At 43.9% G+C, this 21317-nt stretch carries 17 protein-coding genes and 1 tRNA gene; 11 read left to right on the top strand and 7 right to left on the bottom strand.

All coding sequences use genetic code 11. The features are described from left to right. Positions 1-14: 14 nt before the first annotated feature. Together BLR32_RS30555 and BLR32_RS30550 are read right to left on the bottom strand one after the other, a co-directional pair. The gene (locus BLR32_RS30555) at positions 15-488 is read right to left on the bottom strand and encodes a hypothetical protein (RefSeq protein ID WP_089837868.1); all 474 of its coding nucleotides are present in this window, start codon (positions 486-488) and stop codon (positions 15-17) included. Positions 489-493: 5 nt separating this feature from the next. Next, positions 494-1027, bottom strand: coding sequence for a hypothetical protein (locus BLR32_RS30550; protein ID WP_089837867.1), 534 nt, complete (start codon positions 1025-1027; stop codon positions 494-496). Between the two features lie 400 nt (positions 1028-1427). Here BLR32_RS30550 and BLR32_RS30545 point away from each other — a divergent pair, with 400 nt between their 5' ends. Together BLR32_RS30545 and BLR32_RS30540 are read left to right on the top strand one after the other, a co-directional pair. After that, positions 1428-2009 (top strand): Crp/Fnr family transcriptional regulator, encoded by a 582-nt coding sequence (locus tag BLR32_RS30545; RefSeq protein WP_089837865.1) that lies wholly within the window; start codon positions 1428-1430, stop codon positions 2007-2009. Positions 2010-2104: 95 nt separating this feature from the next. Beyond that, positions 2105-2986 carry an NmrA/HSCARG family protein gene (locus tag BLR32_RS30540; protein WP_089837863.1) on the top strand — a complete coding sequence of 294 codons (882 nt, stop codon included), beginning with the start codon at positions 2105-2107 and terminating at the stop codon, positions 2984-2986. 175 nt (positions 2987-3161) lie between these two features. On the opposite strand, the gene BLR32_RS30535 is transcribed toward BLR32_RS30540, so the two are convergent. After that, positions 3162-3245, bottom strand: a tRNA-Leu gene (locus BLR32_RS30535). A 367-nt stretch (positions 3246-3612) separates the two neighbouring features. Between BLR32_RS30535 and BLR32_RS30530 the strand changes: the two genes are divergently transcribed. Both BLR32_RS30530 and BLR32_RS30525 read left to right on the top strand, forming a co-directional pair. Then, positions 3613-4041 (top strand): response regulator, encoded by a 429-nt coding sequence (locus BLR32_RS30530; protein ID WP_089837861.1) that lies wholly within the window; start codon positions 3613-3615, stop codon positions 4039-4041. Positions 4042-4082: 41 nt separating this feature from the next. After that, positions 4083-5240, top strand: a complete 1158-nt coding sequence (locus tag BLR32_RS30525; protein WP_089837859.1) for a glycoside hydrolase family 43 protein — start codon at positions 4083-4085, stop codon at positions 5238-5240. 430 nt (positions 5241-5670) lie between these two features. On the opposite strand, the gene BLR32_RS30520 is transcribed toward BLR32_RS30525, so the two are convergent. Continuing rightward, complete coding sequence (locus BLR32_RS30520) at positions 5671-6573, bottom strand: glycoside hydrolase family 43 protein (RefSeq protein ID WP_245705562.1); 903 nt, start codon at positions 6571-6573, stop codon at positions 5671-5673. A gap of 201 nt (positions 6574-6774) precedes the next feature. On the opposite strand from BLR32_RS30520, the gene BLR32_RS30515 reads away from it, so the two are divergent. Continuing rightward, positions 6775-7350 (top strand): dihydrofolate reductase family protein, encoded by a 576-nt coding sequence (locus tag BLR32_RS30515; protein ID WP_089837855.1) that lies wholly within the window; start codon positions 6775-6777, stop codon positions 7348-7350. 67 nt (positions 7351-7417) lie between these two features. On the opposite strand, the gene BLR32_RS30510 is transcribed toward BLR32_RS30515, so the two are convergent. Continuing rightward, positions 7418-8530 (bottom strand): ankyrin repeat domain-containing protein, encoded by a 1113-nt coding sequence (locus BLR32_RS30510; RefSeq protein WP_089837853.1) that lies wholly within the window; start codon positions 8528-8530, stop codon positions 7418-7420. Positions 8531-8960: 430 nt separating this feature from the next. Between BLR32_RS30510 and BLR32_RS30500 the strand changes: the two genes are divergently transcribed. After that, positions 8961-9245, top strand: a complete 285-nt coding sequence (locus BLR32_RS30500) for a hypothetical protein (protein ID WP_089837851.1) — start codon at positions 8961-8963, stop codon at positions 9243-9245. Here BLR32_RS30500 and BLR32_RS30495 read toward each other — a convergent pair. Then, positions 9228-9917, bottom strand: coding sequence for an RNA polymerase sigma factor (locus tag BLR32_RS30495; RefSeq protein WP_245705561.1), 690 nt, complete (start codon positions 9915-9917; stop codon positions 9228-9230). The genes BLR32_RS30500 and BLR32_RS30495 overlap by 18 nt on opposite strands. 210 nt (positions 9918-10127) lie before the next feature. Between BLR32_RS30495 and BLR32_RS30490 the strand changes: the two genes are divergently transcribed. The 4 genes from BLR32_RS30490 to BLR32_RS30475 all read left to right on the top strand — a co-directional run bounded on the left by BLR32_RS30490 (position 10128) and on the right by BLR32_RS30475 (position 18317). Continuing rightward, positions 10128-11282, top strand: coding sequence for a FecR family protein (locus tag BLR32_RS30490; protein ID WP_089837849.1), 1155 nt, complete (start codon positions 10128-10130; stop codon positions 11280-11282). 200 nt (positions 11283-11482) lie between these two features. Next, positions 11483-14938 (top strand): TonB-dependent receptor, encoded by a 3456-nt coding sequence (locus BLR32_RS30485; protein WP_089837847.1) that lies wholly within the window; start codon positions 11483-11485, stop codon positions 14936-14938. 11 nt (positions 14939-14949) lie between these two features. Continuing rightward, entirely contained in the window at positions 14950-16629 is a 1680-nt protein-coding gene (locus BLR32_RS30480) for a RagB/SusD family nutrient uptake outer membrane protein (RefSeq protein WP_176842484.1), read from the top strand. 35 nt (positions 16630-16664) lie between these two features. Then, complete coding sequence (locus BLR32_RS30475; protein WP_089837843.1) at positions 16665-18317, top strand: hypothetical protein; 1653 nt, start codon at positions 16665-16667, stop codon at positions 18315-18317. A 185-nt stretch (positions 18318-18502) separates the two neighbouring features. Here the strand turns inward: BLR32_RS30475 and BLR32_RS30470 are convergent, their stop codons facing one another. Then, positions 18503-19426, bottom strand: coding sequence for a hypothetical protein (locus BLR32_RS30470; RefSeq protein WP_089837842.1), 924 nt, complete (start codon positions 19424-19426; stop codon positions 18503-18505). Positions 19427-19576: 150 nt separating this feature from the next. On the opposite strand from BLR32_RS30470, the gene BLR32_RS30465 reads away from it, so the two are divergent. Next, positions 19577-21280, top strand: a complete 1704-nt coding sequence (locus BLR32_RS30465; RefSeq protein ID WP_089837840.1) for a hypothetical protein — start codon at positions 19577-19579, stop codon at positions 21278-21280. The last annotated feature ends 37 nt before the right edge of the window (positions 21281-21317 follow it).

The raw sequence follows: 21317 nt of genomic DNA, 5'->3' as shown, positions 1-21317 counted from the left end.
AGCCTCTCTATATGTTATGCTGTTGGCTGACTAAACGACCAGCCGCTTATAATCAAATCCTGTACTGCTTCATTTTGTTTTGCGCCCTCTAACTTCGTATAAATTCCTTTGTCTCTAACCAGTTTGTCCTGGAGAAAATCAGCTCCTCCAAAGCCAATAAAAATGCCTGCAAAAATGGAGAAGATACCCCAAAGACCCCATATCAGAAAAGTCAATACAACTATCGACACAGCTACGCCCCATGCAATGCGTGCAGCTTTTGTCTCAGCACGCAGGTGTATGAGTAGGCAACTTTTACATCTTGGTATGCCGACGGGGATCTTTTTGAATTTAACGGAACGATACACAATGATATTTGTTCTGTCGGCTTCTTTATATAAAGGGATAAAATGATTATGTTCCATATGGATAGAATGTTCTACTCCACAATATTGACACTTTGTTTCTGTAGGCTCCAGCCTTTTCTTTTCCTGGTTAAAAATATACATGACTTTTATTTAATGGTTTTAGTATTGGTATATACAATTGCCGATACAATAAAATACACAATCACAGCAGGAACTACTGCCATAATCATAGGAATGATCATTTCGATGTTGAAATAACTTGTTCTTCCGGAAAAATAGGCGGCATGGGCAAACGGGTAAACAACGGGCATGATGATACTTCCCAATAGACCAGCAATAGGTTTCGGTTTATACGCCCAAAAACCTGCCAGGCCTGCAATTATAATAGCTACTACATACCATAGCAATGATTCAATGCTAAAAATAGGCCCTACTATAGAAACCATACCGATTACAATAGAGAGGAAATGTTTAGCCTCTTCGTGTTCTTTTTTTCTCACTATTTTGTGAAACAAATTCTTTTTGTAATCGCGGAATTCAGTTGTGATTAAGGTTCTTGCAGTGGTTTCTTCAAAGCCTTTACGCATCAGTTTTATAATGGCGGCTTCCAGTGAAAAACCAGGCTGGGAAAATGACAGTCTTAGTTCATCTTTTTCTTCTTCAGAAAGAGTTCTTGGCATGTTTTGAATTTGCGGGTGTTAAATTGATATCCAGGTTATTTTTAAAATGCTTATTGTCACGGTACTATTAGCCCCCAAAACAGGTTAGTTGTCATATACTATATATTGTAAATATAATATAAGTTTATGATATAATGTAAGCGCTATCAGAAATATTGCCGGATAAGTTATGCAATGTGTTCATTGTTACCGATTATTTCACTTTTCTCATTGACTTCAACTGCTAATAATGGTCATTGAGTTCTCCTGAACCTGATCTCTGCCAAAGTAAGATCCCATTAATACGGACGTACCTCTTTGTTATTGAAAACTTACATAGTAATTTATTTATATTTTAATTGATTATCAGTCCCATTGGAATAAAGTTACGTATATTGAGGTGTTGCAGCGAATTTGAAAAATGACACCAAAACCATTAATAAGCTATTTCGAAAATCTTCTTCCTTTAAATGAAGAAGAAAAGTCTATCGTGGAAGAAGCTTTCAAGGAGCGAAGAGTTAAACGAAGGCAATTCATCCTTCAGGAAGGCGATATATGTAAACACCACACGTTCGTAGTTGAGGGCTGTTTTAGAATGTACATGGTGGACGAAAAAGGTAAAGAACATAATCTACAATTTGCTATTGAGAATTGGTGGATTGCTGATATTGGCAGCTTCTATTCAGAGGAACCGAGTCGACTGTACATAGAAGCTTTAGAGAATTCAGTTGTCCTTCAATTAAAAAAGGAGGATCAGCTCAAACTCTTCGACGATAACCCAAAATTCAACCGAATCTTCAGGGTTCTTACAGAAAATGCACTGGTAAGCGCTCAACGTAGAATCCTGCAGAATATTAGTTCGACCGCAGAGGAGCGTTATCGCGATTTTCTAAAGAGGTATCCTGACTTCTTTAATCGGATCTCTAACGTTCAGATTGCCTCCTACCTGGGTGTAACACCAGAGTTCCTTAGTATCATCCGGAATAAGATCGCCAAATCTTAATCTACATTAAGGTTCTTTCTTAAACTACCATATAGGAGAATGGGATGCATTACTTCCATCTTTGTGTCATTATTAATCTTCAAGAAACATTCAAGATGGAAAAGAAAATAATTGCGATCGTTGGTGCGACTGGTCTACAAGGAAAAGGAGTGGTAAATGCTCTAATTAAGGAGGGGGCTTTCAAAGTTAGAGCAATTACCCGAAACCCGAATAATTATCAAGGCAAGGCTGATGAAGTGGTACAAGGTGACTTAACGGACCCTGAATCATTAACCAATGCCTTCAAAGATGCTCATGGTGTATTTGTGGTGACTAATTTTTGGGAGGGTGCAGATGAATTAGCACAAGGAAATATAGCTGTTGAAGCAGCAAAAAAAGCTAATGTAAATCACTTCGTTTGGTCTACTTTACCAAATGTTGAAAAAATTAGTAACGGTAGGTTTGATGTTCCTCAATTTACAGGAAAAGCAAAAGTTGATGATTTAGTAAAAAAAGCAGGATTTGCAAATTATACATTCGTTCAGCCACCTTGTTACTTTCAAAACTTCACAGGAGAATTGGCGCCACAGCAGCAACAAGATGGTTCTATCGGCTGGACTCTACCCATCGACCCAACTAAGAAAGTAATCCACATGGCAGACATTAGTGATTTGGGAAAAGTAGTTGCAGGAGTTTTTTTAAATCCCGAAAAGGTAGGGAAAGGATGCTATTTATCTCTGGCGACCGAGTTGAATAGTTTTAATGATATTTTGAACGCTTTCAAAGCTAACGGAAAAGAATACGTTTTTAATCAAGTTCCAGCAGAAGTGTTTTCCAGTTTCTTTGAAGGAGCAACAGCAGTAGCCCAGTTGTTGGCTTATTTTGAGTCTTATACATATATGGGGCCAAATGCAGACACCCAAATTCAAATGGCTAAAGAAATTTCAACAGAGCCGTTTATCCCGCTGAATGAATGGATTAAACTAAACGTGCTATAAAATGAAAGATTAATTATTAATATGCTGGATGGCTTTTCATTTGCGGAGGTTTTCAACTTGATCCGGAACTGTGGTTTAATCTAAGCTGGTTTGAAATTGAAGGTGAGTACTTACAATAGAGTTAAATGGTATGAAAATGCACGACCCGCCCTTAGAGCGGGTCGTGCATTTTTTGTGCCCAGAACTGGATTCGAACCAGCACACCCTTGCGAGCGCTGAGACCTAAACACAGTGCGTCTACCAATTTCGCCATCTGGGCAATTGATTACGTTAATCGTCCCTTAAACTAACATTTTTTTCCAGAACAGCAAAAAAAGTTAGTGCTAAACTTCTGAAACTCAATGGTTCCTTCATGGTAGATAGTAAACTATTATAATTAACTTTAATGAGTTGATATAAGCACTAGTGAGTCATGTCAGATAATTCTGATTATTAGGTTTAAAGAGAAACGGGACCAATTAGTCTGTCTCTTTCTCCTGAATTAACCATCCTATCTGGCTTGAGTTTATACAAAATTGATTTTATAACTTAGTGCCGCATTTGTTTTGAACCGTTTAAAGGGTTAATAGCGAAAGTTATTAGCTTAAATTACCCAAACGGTTATATTCATTATAACTTTTCAGCCAATGTCGGACATCTTTCTACCTGTGATTTTAATGCTGGAAAACGATCCGGACGATCGATTTATAACCAGTACTGTTTTTGAGGAACAGCAATACCAGGCGCATCTTGAATTCGTGAATAATAGCAAAGGCCTATTTGCTTACCTGGATCAATGCCGGCTTTCAAACCTGTCATACCCCGCTGTGATACTGATCAACCTTAACATCACGCCCATTGACGGACGGGAAGTATTGAAACAATTGAAAGCGAATATGGATTACCGGCATCTGCCGGTAGTTATAATATCGGACTCAAATGATCCTAAGATCGCCAGGGAATGTTACACATTGGGCGCCAGTTCATTTATACAGAAACCTGACGCGCTTAGCAGAACCAATGAAAAGATCCACCATTTTTTCAAATATTGGTTTGAGACGGTAGTATTATCATAATATAAGTTCATAACCCATTTTTCTTAAATACATATCAAATAATGAGACAAAAAATAACCATTTTGATCTGTCTTTTCCTCCTGACGATAATGGCGAATATTACCGGATTATATGCGCAGACCAACAAGCCAGGCACAGAACTGACATATCAGAATCCGTTGGCGGTAGAATTGGCAGATCCGTATGTGCTGCAAATGAAAGACGACAAGTATTATATGTACGGAACGGGCGGTGTCGCCAGAAATGGATTTGCGGCTTATTCCTCCACTGATCTGGTGAATTGGAAAGATGAAGGCCAGGTATATTATGCCGCTAACAAGAACGGCTGGAGTGATTCAACTGCCGCATGGAATGGTGCATATTGGGCGCCTGAAGTATACGAATATAATGGTAAGTTCTACTTGTTCTACAGTGCGCAATGGGGTACGAATCCCAATAAAGAAGTCGAAAATTTTCGTATCGGTGTGGCAGTGGCAGACAATCCCACAGGCCCGTTCATTGACCTCAATAACAAGCCTATTTTTGACCCCGGCTATCCCACTATTGATGCCAACGTACTTTTTGACAATGGCAGGGTTTACCTGTATTATTCCCGCTGTTGCTACAAGCATGCCGTAGAGAGCGAAGTGGCTACCTGGGCAAAGCAAAAGGGATGGTTTGACGCTATAGAGGAGAGCTGGGTTTACGGTGTTGAGCTTAAACCTGATTTCAGCGGCGTCATGGGCGAGCCTGTACTGTTATTACGTCCCCCGGTTAAAATGAGCGATAAGCAGGCTGAATGGGAAAGTCGCTCCGTTACCTCTAAAGAAGTGAACCGCCGTTGGACAGAAGGCTCCGTCGCTTTCAAAAAGGGCTCTACGTATTATATGATGTATTCTGCCAACTACTTTGGTGGCAAAAATTACGCAGTAGGATATGCTACTTCAAAACATCCGCTGGGCCCGTTTACCAAGGCCGCTAATAATCCGGTATTGCAGAAAAACGTTGAGAAAGGCGGCGTGGTAACCGGTACGGGACATAATAGCATCACTTACTCACCAGATGGGAAGGAAATGTATTGTGTATATCACGCCAGGACATCGGCAACAGGTGAAAAACGTGTAGTATTTATTGACCGGATGAAGATATTAAAGGACGGGATGCTTGTTGTAGAGGGACCTACTACTACACGGCAGCCAGCACCAGCTGCAGTCAAATAGCGGCATATAATTGTTACAATGATCTTCGTTTATACATAACCCTCTTGAAAAGACATAGCGGCGTGCCTTGGAGCTTGCCGCTATGTAATAGGTCTGAACGACCCGGCTGAACAAAATCAGCATGTAAACTCGACAGAAGCACAGGTTCTGACTGTAAAGGCACAAGTCCAATCTCCTATCGTAGGTGCTTTTTTCTGCTCTGTTTGCACATTGCTACTCAGTCTTGCAATAGTTATTTTATTCAGCTTTAATTTTTTAGTTTCCTTTTTCATGATGGCTTTGTTTGGATGAAAAAATAAGCTGTCGTTACTAATATAACTTATATCCGGACGCAGGACAATCCCCGGAAAAGGGGAAATATAGCGTGCTAGAAGGCTTTATAAAGGGCAATTCGTTCTTTCTTGTCTGATAAACTAATATCCTGGCTCCCTTAGTGCTCCTTTGCCTGCAGCCATTTAAATGAGGCTGCGTCTGCCTTCAGGACAGCTGCTCTTGTCTTCTCAGGTTTGAATGTTAATCTTAAAAAGCCCGTGGCACGGGGCGATACTTTCTCGTCGGAACGATGCGTATGTAATACATAGTGCATATTGTTCTTTCTATCAAAGAACACGTCTCCGTGACCGCTCCCATTATTTCCAATGTTCTGTCGGCTAATAATAGGGTTACCTTCGTACTTCTTCCAGGGACCCATTGGAGATTCGGAAGTGGCATATCCCACTGCATAATCTTTGTTCCGAAAGTCATTTGCAGAATAAATCAGGTAGTAGGTGTTTTTATACTTTAACACCGTGGGGCCCTCAGTTACAGGCCAATCTGATCCTGCAGTATTCTCCCATTTGTCTGTACCTGATATGCATTCTTTTTCTGTACCAGCAATTACATCGGATAGATCAGATTTCATTTCCGCCACAAAGATCCGGTTACCGTTCTGCAATTTGACATGATAGAGGTATATTTTCCCATCATCGTCAAAAAAGATGAATGGGTCGATTTGCTTACCGGTACCGCTAATTGTCCTCAGTGTATCCTGTTTGAATGGCCCTGCCGGGCTGGATGCCTTTGCAATTGCTATATGTTCATCCGCAGTATATGCCATGTAATAGCTGCCTTTATAAGCAATGACCTGTGGCGCCCAGAAACCACCTGAACCAAAAGCGTCACCGCGTTTTAATGCAAGGTTTCCGGTTATTTCCGCCGCTGGTTTCCAACTTTCCAGGTTATCCGATTCATAAACGGGAAAACCCTGATTACTCCCTGTTCCATATAGATAATACTTCCCCTTGTCTGTAAAGATCGTCGGGTCAGCAAGGAATATGGATGGTTGTTGTGCCATGCTTTTGGATATGACGCCGGCCACAAATAATACAATGCAAAAAAATAGTTTCCGAGTACGCATACCTGTTAAAGATAGCATGATCAATGTAATTTTTCATCTACCTCGCAAACCAGTCGCAATTCCCCCCTTAGAATGTCTCATTTGGCAGCTCTCCATTCAACCATAGCGCCTTAGTTTTGAGAAACAAATTATTGAACTATGCGCAAGCTAATTATGAAGATGTCGATGTCTGTCGACGGTTTTGTTGGTGGTCCCAATGGGGAGAACGATTGGATCTTCAGATCCTCGGATGAAACCTCGCGGGACTGGGTTGTCGGGCAAATGCGGGAAGCAGGCCTGATTATCATGGGCCGTAAGTCGTTTGAGATGATGGCTCCTTACTGGCCGACTGCAACCGGGCCTTTTGCCGCGCCGATGAACGAGATCCCCAAGGCACTCTTTACCCAAAAAGGATTTAAAGGCATCGATTTACCCAGTGTGCCCGCCGCAACTTCCTGGGCTGAGGCACAGGTTTTCAACGGAGATCTTGCTGAAGAGATAAAGAAGCTCAAATCAGAGCCGGGAAAACCCATCTGTGCGCTCGGGGGAGCCGGATTTATGCGGAATCTGATAGCGACAGGTCTTATAGACGAATACGTTTTGGTGACTCATCCTGTGGTGTTGGGAGAGGGGCAGGCGATCTTCAATGGTGTTGCACAGCCGCTGGATCTGAAATTGGTCGATGTTAAGGCTTTTCCGGGAGGAATTACAGCACATACTTACAGCAAATCATAGGTTCGCACGACTCAGAAAAGAGTAAAGCAAACAAGCCGGAAATACGATCTCCGGCTTCCTGATTCATTTATTTCAATAGTTGTATCATCGCCGTCACCTGACGGGCTTCTGCCAGTGAAATGGGCGTATGGCCCTGTGCAACGACATGCTTATCTGCACCTGCAGCCAGCAGTGCTTTAGCTACTTCCAGATGTCCCATTTCAGCTGCACGATGCAAGGCGGTGAATCCACGATTATCCTGTGCATTTATATCCGCACCCGCTTTTATCAATATTTGCAATACATCCAGTCTGTCAGATTGCACGGCATTCATCAATGTAGTCGCACCTTCTACGGAACGGGCATCAGGGTTAGCGCCTAATGACAGTAAATGCTCCATGACTGCTGTATCATCGGCGGCCGAACTCCAATGGAGCACCGTCAAGCCGTCGCCGGCACATGCATTCAGATTGTAACCTTTCCGGTGGAGATCGTTAATAGCTGCCAGATCGCCTCTTGCAGTGGCTATATGAAGCATTGTATGCGAACGTATAGGTACTTCAGATTGTGCCCTGAATTGCTCATCAAACACACCGATCTTCGCCACCTTGCCAAACATCGAAAAGCTCCACATCGCTGCCGCACGTGTACTATCTTTCATGTCTTCCGGCAAAGGAGCAGGGACGATCTGGTTCCGCACATAGCCTGTCATCAGAAATTGCACGATCGATAGGGTATGTGCGGGCTTTTCTTCGTTAAAGCTACCCCGTATCTTTTCGACAATAAGAACCCCGTTTTCCTGTCTGGTATGGGCAATCACGTGTACCTGACGCGTCCAGCTTCTCACAAATATCAGCTTGTCATCATGGAAGTAAATAGCCCATTTGTGTTCCATGACCTCCGGAGTAAACAACACGCCTGGATATAACTGTTCATCTACCGGAAATGTAAGATTTGCCGGCATGTCCACCGGTATTAACGGCGCTTGCCCGAGAAATACAATACCATCTTCCGAGCTATAAGAAACCGCATTCTGCGCCATCTGGGGATCTTTTGACGTAGAGAGCATTGTATCAGCAACAGGCCGCAGATCTAATAGTTTTATTTGCCAGGGATTGTCTTCAGGCGCTATCCACGGTAACGGATTTTCTTCCTGGATGGGGGTATCTTTTTTTCCGAAAAATCTGCTAAATAGGGACATTGGGTTCGATTATACGGCAATATAGGGAATAAGTTTTAACTATAAAACCATGCATTTATAACCGCTTATCCTTCATGCCTGCTTTCAATTCTTTGTTTTTTAACTTTAGTTAAAAAACAGGTGGTTTTTCATAACGAACTTGCTGTGCGACTTTTTATGTGCCTGATTGTCTTATTATTTTATATTTTGGAATGGTGACTGCGACCCACCTATTCGGATAAGTGAAGTGGCAGGTAAAAGGCTCTTGAAGGGTATCAATTTCTCAGCAAGGGTAGCAAACGAGGGCCTGAAGCGTTCATAAATACCGTTCTTGAAAATTTCGGCTGCATTTTTCGCGGTTTTAATTACTTTTAACGGCGAAGCTGACATATCAGTAAGGCGATGCGAGCTGATATTCTGAGTGTTCGAAATTCTAAGCAAACCGTTGAAAATGAGGAAAAAAAAAGAGAATGTACGTGAGGTATTTCCTGCAACTATCGACAGACTAATAGAGCGGGCGCAAGATGCGGGTAAAACTTTGACCGATACGGATATCGCTGCGGAACTAGATATCCCGATAGACACATTCAGACTGTACTATAAAAAGGACAAAGCACCAGCTGAAATTTTCGACCTGATGCGGAAGAAATTCAAGCAGTATATTGGCACACTATACATCGAGTGTGTAATCCTTTCTGATGAATTTGATGAGCCGGATTCAGATGAAGAAGAATAGAAAAGGGAAGGGGTGTAAGCTCAAATTAGTAATATTCATATAGGATGGCAATCTCATATCAGCACCGGATGCTGTAACAGGTGTGGTGCTGATAATCACAGATAAATATATCCACAGGCCCAACCTCGTCCGTAACAACCTTAAGGCTCCCTTTACATGACTCCTTACAGACTGCTCGCTTAACTCCAGTCTTGCCGCTATCTCCTTATACGACAGGTTTGCCTTCCGGCTTAACTCAAATACGTGCCGCATCCTGGGGGGTAACGATTGTATCTCCTTTTCTATGATCATGGCCAGCTGACGTTCCCGTGCCAGGTGATCAGTAATGGCTTCCACATTGCTCTCAGCATGGTGCAGCGATGAGAGGAACTTGTCTTCAACGTATTTATGAGCAAGGATATTCAGTACTCTATTTCTTACAGATGTGTAGAGGTAGTTAGAGAAATTGGAAGTTAGATGAAGACTTTCCCGGTGGCTCCATAGATAAGAGAATAATTCCTGAACAAGATCTTTGGCTTCATCCTTGTCCCGTAACCGGTGATAGGCGTGTAAATAGAGCACGTCAAAATAACGTTCATATATTTCGGCGAAAGCATGTTTATTGCCGGACTTGATCAAATTAACCAATTCGAAATCGTTCATGCTATCATATTCAGCCATGATTACTCTCATCTCGTGGAAATGGAAGATTTAGCTATTTAAAACTATATAATGGTTTATTGGTATCAATCCGGCACCTGCTTGTAAATATAACCCCCTTGGCATTCGGTAGTACTATCTGACTGTAATTATAATAATTACCCCGCTAAAATAATTTTTATTTTTTTACCCCCCTTACCCCCTTGTTCCCTGTCTATACAATAACAACACGGAATATTTTCTATGCAAGCACCGGAGATTAAGGAACTACTGGAGAAATATAAAAAGGGCGTCATTACAGACGAGGAGCTGGCCTTACTGGAAACCTGTTACCTGCAATGGCGTCCGGAGCCACTGGATGTCTCCGCCGAAGAGCTGGAGACACTTAAGAGCGAAGTATGGCAATCTTTGCACCTGCAGGATGCCGCGCCTGTTCGCAGGCATCGGTTGAAACGGCTGGCTGCCGCAGCGGCAGTACTTTTGCTGTTGGGGATCTCCCTGTATTACCTGGTTGTTGGTTCAGGTAGAAAGCCTGACACTACGAAAATGCTTGCGACAAGGAACCAGGCGGATGAATTTAAGCCGGGTGGCAACCGGGCTACGCTGACTTTATCCAATGGTCAGCAGATTATATTAACGGATGCGCAAAACGGGAAACTGGCGGAAGATGCGTCGGTTGCTATCAACAAAACGGGAGATGGTGAACTGGTATATGGCCATCCTCAAAAACAGGCAGTTACGGCTCCTACGCTGAATACCTTATCTTCTCCCAGGGGCGGGCAATATCATCTTACATTATCTGACGGTACACAGGTCTGGCTTAATGCAGCATCTTCTATCACTTATCCGGTTGCCTTTAATGGAAAGGAGCGGAGCGTAACGGTAAATGGTGAAGCCTATTTTGAAGTGGCTCAGCAGGAAGGACTGCCGTTTAGAGTGCATACCACCAAACAGGAGATCACTGTATTGGGTACCCATTTCAATGTGAAAGCCTATCCGGATGATCCCGATATCAGCACCACCTTGTTAACCGGTAGTGTGAAAGTAACCAATACAACATCAGGTATTGCGGGTGTGCTGAAGCCCGGACAACAAGCGAGGACCATGCATTCTGGCAAACAACTGGATATCCTGCCTGTACATGCGGAAGATGCCATTTCCTGGAAGAACGGTTATTTCCTGTTTGACGACCAGGATATAACAAGCATTATGAAAATAATAAGCAGGTGGTACGATGTAGATATCGAATACAAGGGCCCATTGAGCAATGAAAGATTTGGCGGTACTTTTTCACGGGCTTCCTATATGCCGGAAATACTTACAAACCTGGAACGGATCGGGCATGTGCATTTTGAGCTCTTTCCCGGGAAAGTGATCGTGACAACACAGGGGAAGTAATGATCATCTATGAAATTCAAATTTGAATACCGCAACAATTAATAAATCACCTAAAAACGAAACAATATTGAAAAAACAGAACTAACACATTTCCACGTCGGATAGCCGGGAAAACCAGGAACGTCGGAAGCGTCCCTGGTTATATGCCAGGCATCCTGATTAACGCTGTATCAAAACATTAACAAAAACCTGACAACCAAATGTATAAAAAATTCACTGAATTACTGTTCAGGAGGCATTCTCATGCCTGGTCTAATTTCCATTTAAAAATGAAGCTAACCGCCATTTTAATAGTTGTAGCTGTCATTCAGTTAAAGGCAGAGACGTTTGCACAAAAGATCTCTGTTAACGTTAACAATGCCAGGTTCTCAGAAGTGATTGCCGAACTCAGAAAGCAAACAGATTACGATTTCCTCTACAACAACGAGGTAATTAAAAATGTCAAACCAGTTACCTTAAGAATAAAGAACGCCAATCTGCGGGAAGTGCTGGACAGGTGTTTCAAAGACCAGCCGGTCAGCTATTCCATTTCAAACAAAACAGTGCTGATCATGGCGCGCCCGGCTCCTCAGCCTGAGAACAATAACAATGATCTCAGGGAACAGCGGCTGAGAATAAGCGGTACCGTCACAGATGAAACCAATACTGAGCCTTTAATAGGTGCATCTGTAGTTGTTGAGGGAACCGCCATAGGCGTCAGTACAGACGAAAAGGGTTTCTTTTCTCTCGATGTACCGGGAAGCAATGCAGTACTTGTAGTGTCTTATGTTGGCTTCCAGCCGCAGAAAGTAACAGTAGGTAATCAGACGACACTGCAGATAAAGCTGGTCCGAACAGATGCCAAGCTGGACGCGGTGGTGGTGGTCGGTTATGGAACGAGAACAAAAGGAGCCATCACTGGGGCTATCTCTACCGTAAAATCTGATGTGTTTGAAAGCAGACCGCTAAACAACAGTTACGACGCCTTGCAGGGTACCATACCAGGTCTTACTATCACCAAGGCAAGCGGTCAGCCAGGCAGCACCACCTATGGCTTCCAGGTAAGAGGTTATTCATCTGTGAATGGTAATGCTCCCTTAGTGCTGATTGATGGTATTCCCGGTGATATCAATACCATCAATACCAATGACATTGCAGAAGTAACCGTTTTAAAGGACGCTGCTGCTGCCATTTATGGAGCAAGGGCGGCCAACGGCGTGATCATTGTAACTACCAAACGTGGTAAGAAAGGTCCTCCTGTTGTCACCTATACCGCCAATGTCGGCTACAAAACGCCTACCTATCTGAGGAAAATGCAGAATACCATGGAATTTGCAAGATTTATGGATGAGGGACTGCGCAACGTTGGTATAAATGGCTTTTCCCAGGAAGTATTTGATAAAATTGCTGCCAATGCGCCGCCAGATCCCACGGGTTGGAATTATGGTGTGACGAATTATCCCGGTTTCTACGGCTATACCGACTGGAATAAGGTGATTTACAAAAACTCCACGCAGCAATTGCACAATATCAATGTTTCCGGTGGCGGAGAGAATAACAGTTATCTGTTGTCTGCCGGCTACAACCGCGATAATGGCATCGTGCGATTCGGAGAAAATAAATCAAACGGGTATAATCTCCGTCTCAATTATGACCTTCGTTTCAATGATCATTTTGCTGTGGAAACACGTTCTTATTTTGACAACAGGGCAGTGGTTACGCCTACTTTGCTGGGAAGCGCCTTAACTAATGTGACAAGGCAATTCCCGTATCAGCCTGTTTACAATAAGGTTGGACAGTTCTACGGCTACCAGGGTTATGAAGGTCCCGCACAATACCTGGAGGAAGGAGGCCGGCAATTGAGCAACGTATCCAGATTCGGTGCAAATGTTAAAATAGACTATACCGTTATTCCTGGTCTTAAGCTCACCGGACAGGCGGCGGTAAGGATGGATTACCAGAATGGCAGCACGATCAATCGCACCATTACCCGCCATAACTGGGAGGGAGGCATACAGGACGTGCGTAATACCCCAAATTCTGCGAATTACAGCAATGATAAGTTATTGAATAAGCTATACCAGGCCTACCTCGATTACAATAAAAAATTCGGCCAGGATCACGCCATTAACTTTACCGGCGGCGCCTCCCTGGAGCAAACCAGGAGTGAGGGACAATCCACCAATGGTTATAATTTCATCAGTAATGACATCTTTACCTTAAACCTCGCAGATAGAACCAAGGCTGCCTATGCAAACTTTACCGGGTATCTGAACAACCAGGCCTTAGGCTCTTACTTCGGCAGGTTAAGCTATACCTTCAGGGAAAAACTGATCGTCGACTTTACTGCCCGTGCAGACGGAAGCTCCAAGTTTTCGCCGGAAAAGCGCTGGAGCGCTGTATTCCCTTCAGCTGCTGTGGCCTACAACCTGTCAGAGGAAAGATTCATCAAAAGGATGAATGTATTCGACCTGTTGAAGCTGAGATTGTCCTACGGTAAAATGGGCAACCAGGACATAGGGGGATTGGGACTATACGATTATATCCCACTTATCACTATCAATGGCAATTATCCCATAGGCTCGCCCAATGCCGGCCTGCCGGGCGCCAATGCCAATCCTGCATCGTCTACCAGGACCTGGGAAACCATAGAAACCCGGAATATCGGTATTGACCTTGCTGCCTTACGGTCGAGGCTTTCCTTTTCCTTTGATTACTATAATAAGATCAACAACGACATGCTCGTAAACGTAGCTGTACCGGCGTTGTACGGCGCTACGCCACCTTCCACCAATCAGGGTAAGCTAGACACCAAAGGTTTTGAAATGATGATCACCTGGAAGGACCAGGTAAATGATTTCAGGTACAGCGTGTCCCTGCAGTTGAGCGATAGTAAGAATAAACTGGTGGAGTTGAGGAATACGGACAACTACGGCGAGGGACTAAACCAATTCAGACAGGGATATCCTATTTATTCTTATTTCGGTTATGTGTATGAGGGCATTATTAAAACAGAGCAACAGCTGAACGATTACAAGAAGCTCCAGGGCATCCCTTCCCGGATATCGATTGGGGATGTAATGTATAAGGATGTGGATGGCGATGGGAAGCTGACCGCATTTGGTGACAAAACTAAAGGCTTGTCTGGCGATATGGTTTACCTGGGTAATCTTACTCCCCGCTATACTTATTCCGCCAATTTCAGTGCAGGCTACAAAAATTTTGACCTGCAGATCTTCCTGCAGGGTGTTGGCAAACGGAACGTCATCTATGAAGGCGCCATTAACCAGCCTAACACGTTCTTCTGGCCTTCCCTGGAATACTTTTATGGCAAGACATGGTCGCCGGAAAGACCGGACGCCCAATACCCCAGGTACCTGCCGGGCAATTTAGGATATGATGATGTGAGGAACTATAACTACCGCGCCTCCGCCCTTACGCTGCAGAATGTGGCTTACCTGCGGTTTAAGGTGATCACGCTGGGATACAACATTCCCGGAAGTATCCTGAAAAAGGCCGGGATCAAATCGGCCCGCATCTACTTCAGCGGGCAGGATCTTTTTACGCTTTCAAAGGGCACTTTGGGCGGGAATTTCGACCCGGAAGACGGATATCGTAATGAGGGAACCTATCCCTTCAATAAGGTGTATTCACTGGGCTTAAATGTAAAATTTTAATGAAGCGCATTATGAAATTTGAACTTTCACACTATAAGATATACCTGTTCCTGTTCGCTGTCATTTGCTGGGGCTGTAACAAGGACCTGAATCTGGTATCGCAGGACAGTATCACAGATGCAACTTTCTGGAAAACGGGCAATGACTTCAAACTGGCTGCCAATAACCTGTATAATGGTCTGGACAGGTTCGGTGAAGAAGATACGGAATCGGATATCGCCTTTAATGTACCCAATTCAGTTAGTAATGGTAACCTTCAGCCTTCAGAGTCATCGGGCCAGTGGAACACCAGCTATGGATATATAAGGTCTGCCAATAAGATCATCGAAAAAGGCGCCGGAACTCAGGATGCGGATATAAAAAGATATGTAGCGGAAGCAAAATTTTTCAGGGCCTGGTATTACTGGAAATTGCTGAGAATATATGGTGGCGTTCCTCTTATTACCAAAGTATTGTCAACCGGCGACGCTGAATTGTTTACACCGCGCGCCAGCCGTATGGCAACAACCGACATGATCCTGAAAGACCTGGACGAAGCAAAAGAAGATCTGCCTTTACAATCTGATCTCTCATCTCCGGACATTGGCAGGATAAGCAAAGGTGCAGCCCTTGCATTATCTGCCAGGGTCGCTCTTTTTGAAGGTACCTGGGAGAAGTTTCGTGGGGAAACAGGCGCTGCCCAATACCTGGATAAGGCTATAGCCAGCGCCGGTGAAGTGATCAATGGTGGTGTTTACGAGTTGTATACCGGTAGTGGGGTACAAAGCTATCGTTACCTTTTCCTGGAGCCTGGTGATGATTCCAGAGAGTCTATACTGGACCGGCGGTTCGCCCGCAACATCCTGGGACAGGATGCGCCCTATATGTACGACCAGGATGGTTATAATCCAACACGTAAACTGGCAGACATGTACCTTGATAAAAACGGATTGCCCATCACAGCCAGCGGTACGGTCTTTCATGGCTATAGTACTTTCACTTCAGAATACCAGGACAGGGACCCGCGTATGACCATGACCATGATCATTCCTGGTACATTAACGAACAGGGTATTCTATCCGGTAACCAAGGTGGCCAACTGGCCGGATAAACCACAGCGTAATTTTAACACAGGGTATATCCTGTATAAATATATGTCAGAAGATCCTGTAGCTAACAACTCCGGCCGCCTTGGCGATGCCAGCCTGTTTGATTTTGATCGCCACCTGATCCGCTACGCAGAAGTGCTGTTGATCTATGCAGAAGCAGTATTTGAAAAGAATGGCGTTATCAGCGACAACGACCTTGATCTGTCTGTAAACAAGCTGCGGGACAGGGTAAATATGCCGCATCTCACCAATGCTTTCGTTGCCGGCAATCACCTGGACATGCGTACAGAACTACGCAGGGAACGTACCGTAGAACTCGCGTTAGAGGGATTCCGTTATGATGATATCCGTCGATGGAAAACAGCAGAAACGGAATTACTGCAGGATATAAAAGGTATTAAGATCTCTGGCACTGATTGGGCCACCAGGGCGCCTTACAGTGATCCGGTCTATTTATCAAAGGTCGATGCAAATGGATTTCTTATCGCGGAGAAAGACAGGAAATTCGATCCGGCGAAAGATTACCTGCAGCCACTGCCAACAAAGGAAGTAGCTTTTTACACCGCTAACGGAAAGACCCTTGAACAAAATCCAGGCTGGTAACCCGTTTTAAAATCCACCAACTACTTATATCACATATGATCAGAACAAAAGTAATACTGTTGCTGCTAGCCGTTATAGGCATGACAGCTGTCCCCAGTACAGCCGCAGGTCAGGAACCGAAGATTGTCAATATTGTAAATTTTATTCGCCTGCTGGAACCAAGGGATCCGCAAATCACAAAAGATGTGCTTTATCAGACCGTGGTAAAGCAGGTAAACATCATGAGGACATACCACCTCACAGGTACGTTCCTGTTGCAATACGATGCCCTGATGGATCAGCGTTACCAGGACCTGCTGAGAAGCCTGCCCAAAGATTCATTTGAGATAGGGGCCTGGTGGGAACTTCCCCAGCCGCTGATAGAAGAGGCCGGATTGAAATGGAGAGGTCGTTATCCCTGGGACTGGCATGCGGATGTAGGCTTTTCTACCGGTTATACGCCTGCTGAACGCGAAAAGATCGCAGATGTGTATATGGAAGATTTTAAAAGCATATTCGGCTATTACCCGCGTTCTGTTGCCTCCTGGTTTATTGATGCGCATACTTTACAATACTTGTACGACAAATACAGGATTGTAGCTTCTGCAAATTGTAAAGACCAATATGGCACCGATGGCTACACGCTATGGGGAGGTTACTGGAACCAGGCCTATTATCCCAGTAGGATCAACTCATATATGCCGGCGCAGAGCGCTGCCAGCCAGATCCCGGTACCGGTTTTCAGAATGCTGGGAAGTGATCCTGTGCGTCAATACGACCAGGGCATCAGTTCGTCAAGACAGGGCGTGATCACCCTTGAACCAGTATATCCTGAGGCAGGGGGTAGCGAAAGCTGGGTCAACTGGTTCTTCAGAACTTTCACAGAAGATCCCTCCCTGAACTTTAACTATACGCAGGCAGGACAAGAGAACTCCTTCACCTGGGGCGCTATGGCTAAAGGTTTTGAGATACAGATGCCATTGATCGCAGGCCTTAGGGACAAGGGCAGGATCAGACTCGAGACTATGGAGCAATCGGGTAGATGGTTCAGCGCAAATTATAAAGTGACGCCTCCTACATCATTCTCAGTGACGAAGGATGTGGAAGGAAGCGATCGTAAGACTTTATGGTATAACAGCCGCTTTTACAGGATGAATATATTATGGGAGGAGAGCAGCCTTCGTATCAGAGACATCCATCTCTTCAATGAGAATATCCCAGACATCTATACTACTCAGGTAGCTACCTCGAACGAGTGTACGTTCTTTACCCTGCCTGTGGTAGACGGTTATTTATGGAGTAAACCAGGGCAGCTGGCGGGCTTACGTGTAAAGGCGTCTGTGCGCGGACAGGAAGTGATATTAAAAGGCGGGGACCCCGTATTCAGAAACCTGGATAAGGAAACTGTGCTGGTATCGTGGCCGCTCAGCCAGGGCGGTGCTTTACAACTGACGTTTAAGGAGAAAACTGTTTCTATAAAGCTAACAGGCAACCAATCTATTAACTGGTACCTTGACCTGGAGACTGCGCCGGGCGCAAGTCTGCCATTCACAAGTATCTCAGCGCGACAAATAGACGGTAGTTTTGAGAAATTTAATTATCACGTGTCCGCAGGCAAAGGCAGTTTCTCCAGACCGACCAATGGCGCAGTGTTCCGTCTGCAACCGGAGAAGAATGAGATACGCTTGAACCTTGCCAGCGCTGATTGAGATCGGTAAAGAAAACATACAATATCTCTGATTAATACAAACAAGGTCATCGTCTATCGGAAATGGTTTAGGTGATTTTCGGTAAAGGAAAGAGGTATGATTTATGTTCGAGTTGATAACAGGAGGCTGTCTCATTTTGAGCAGCCTCTTTTCGTTTAGCATTTTCACTGGTGTCACAGGTTTTTTTATAAGAGTTTCATCACCATGTAGGTTACCGCTGTCACCGTACCGGCAAACATCCCCAATGCATACACACGGAACCATTGATTATTCTTTCTCTCTTTCATAAACGTTTTCTTCACCTCGTCATGCCCCTGCACGTGCCGTATTCTGTTGGCCGCAGTTGTATTACTGATAACAGAAAAGTAGAGTTCTTTACGCTGGTGAGGATTGTCTTCCGCAAGCTGCAGGTAATACTCCGGCTGTTGTAATGCTACGGCTGTTACCACCGTTGCATAATACTGGCTCCCAACGGCTAGGAGGTATAAGCTGTCCTTCAGCGCTGTATAATCCATTTGCTTCAAATGAGCCAGGATATAGTCGGTCCGCCGCACATATGCCGAGTGTAAAACAGTCACACTGTCTTCGATCTCCTTAAACCGAAGATCCGTCCGTTCCTGAAACAACTGATGCTCCATTTCTCTAGCACCCGTTGGTAATGCATTCCATGTAGAAAACGCCCCACGGAAGGAAAAATAGTTCAATGGAAACGCGTCATTTAACCGCACACTCATGTCGTTATACTGACCAAGGTGATAGGCATTATTAAGGTCATGGTTCATCGCCCGGGCGCTGACAGTATCCAGCAGCAACTTCCGGGTCTTGTTACGTGTAATCACCAGGTACAGCGTCCCTTTTTCACTGAGTATATGCGAATGCCTCCCACTGTATGATCCGTCGGGCTGTTGCTGCACGGTGTCAATATTCCTGATAGCACTACCAATGCCAGCTATATCGTAGAATAATCCCATGTCATACACTTTCCCTTCTTCACCATGAATGTCTAAGTAATAAAGGATTGATTTACTGTGTGTTTTAAACAGTTGACGGTCCTGGGCGTAAGTGGTTAACGATGCAGTTGTAAGCATCAATGCAAAGATGTATTTCATATAGTACAAGGCTTAACATGGGTTACGGAACTAAATATAGGATTTTTATAATCCTGCGAATGAATTTTCCCGTACGGATACTATTGTATAAATTTTTAATATATATATCAAATATTTGCCGAATTTTGCGGCGTTTAAATACTTATACCTATGTTTAAGAAGCTTATTCTGACTAAGCTATGCTGCTTTCTTATACTTTTTGCAGCAACAGCACAGTCGGGAATACCCACCTATACCCGTAGCACAGGATTTGAAGAACCTGAAAGTGGTTCCAGCAGAATTGTACTCATGAAAAATGGTAACACCCTGTTTTTTCATTTTACACCCAAAAAAGGGATTGATGTTACCGTCTTTGACCAGAAACATCGCAGCAAAGGAATCGTGAATAACAAAGTCGATTCCTGGAAACAAAAAAAAATGAGAAGTGCTTCTCTCAAAGGTGTGTACGAAATCAACGGCCAGGCGGTGGTTTTCATACAGCAATCTATCAAGAAGTGTCCTACCTTGTACCGTATGGTGTTTGATGGTAAGTCGGGTAAGAAAATAAAAGAAGACTTGGTTGGTTCTGTGGATCGTACCATGGGGAAGGATTATGGAATGGCATTCGGAGGGATCTCCTATGTGCCCAATTTTTCTGTAAGCAAAGATCCTTATTCCGACTATTATGCTGTGGGCATCTTTAACACCAGGACCTCCGATCGTAACGCCAGAGTGGAAGTGATACATTATAGTCCGGAGCATAAGGAGATTAATCGCTCATACTTTGAATCTCCGGAAAATAAGTACAAGTATCTCAGTCTCCTGGACATGTATGTGAACAAGGACGAATTTGTGTTTATCGGCAGCTATGCATTTAATACAAAGTCCTCCGGTGGTGAAGAATCCCGCATTCTCGTCGGCCGTATGCAAAACGGTAAAAAAGGATTCCAGTACAAGATGCTGGACTATACTGATGACTACAGGAATGTAGAGACCGTAATGAAGTATAGTCAGGCTAACAAGCAATTGTATATGCTTGCTGCAATCGAAGCTGAAAGCGTGAAACGTATGCCGACCATGGACAAAGGAAAAAAATCTACAGGTTATGTACTACAGATGAACATCTTCGATCCGTTTTCATTGGAACTGAAGAATAAATATTTCGTAGAACATCCGAAGTTAACCGCTTATGTAGATGAACACCTGAAGGCAAAACGTAAATACCTTGGTATCATCCAGGACTTTAAGCTGAACGATGATAATACAATTACGTATCTGTTTGAAGAGATGGATAACTATAGTGTTACAAATACATATACATCATACACCAATGGTCGTATGAGCACCCGTACCACTACCCATTTCTATACAGACCTGGGCTCGATGGGTATCGTGAATGTGGACCAGAGTGGTAAGGAACTGCGTAGTTACGCTATTGCCAAAGACCAGACTACAGAGGCCACATTGGACATGTTTGATGTCTATAGCCGTAAAATGTCAAACTGGAACTTCAGGGGGCGGGGATATAGCTATAATAACCTGTCAGGTTTCTACTCTTATGACTACATGTTTGTGAATGACAAAGAATATGTCATCTATAACGAAAATGTTAGGAATACCGAGAGTGAAAAGGAAACTACTAAGGATAATAAAAATATGGGTCGTATCAGTCTTACCAACACAGTATATGCTTACTTTGATGGCTCAAAAGTGGTTAAATCATACCTCTTCGGAGATCCTGGTCGTAAAGATGAGAACAGGTTCTGCCAGCTGGAGATGAACACTGCATCTGAGGATGGTAAATCTTTTGCAACTATGATGATTGAAAGAAAAGGCAGAGATAAGCAAGCGTATATTGCATGGGTTAACTTCTAATCCTTATATACGTTCAAAATCAAAAGAGGGTAGTATG

It is taken from the genome of Chitinophaga filiformis (assembly GCF_900102545.1).
Taxonomy (GTDB): Bacteria; Bacteroidota; Bacteroidia; order Chitinophagales; family Chitinophagaceae; genus Chitinophaga; species Chitinophaga filiformis.
The sequence above is the reverse complement of the archived record's forward strand: the minus strand, read 5'-3'. Positions and strand labels throughout refer to the sequence as shown.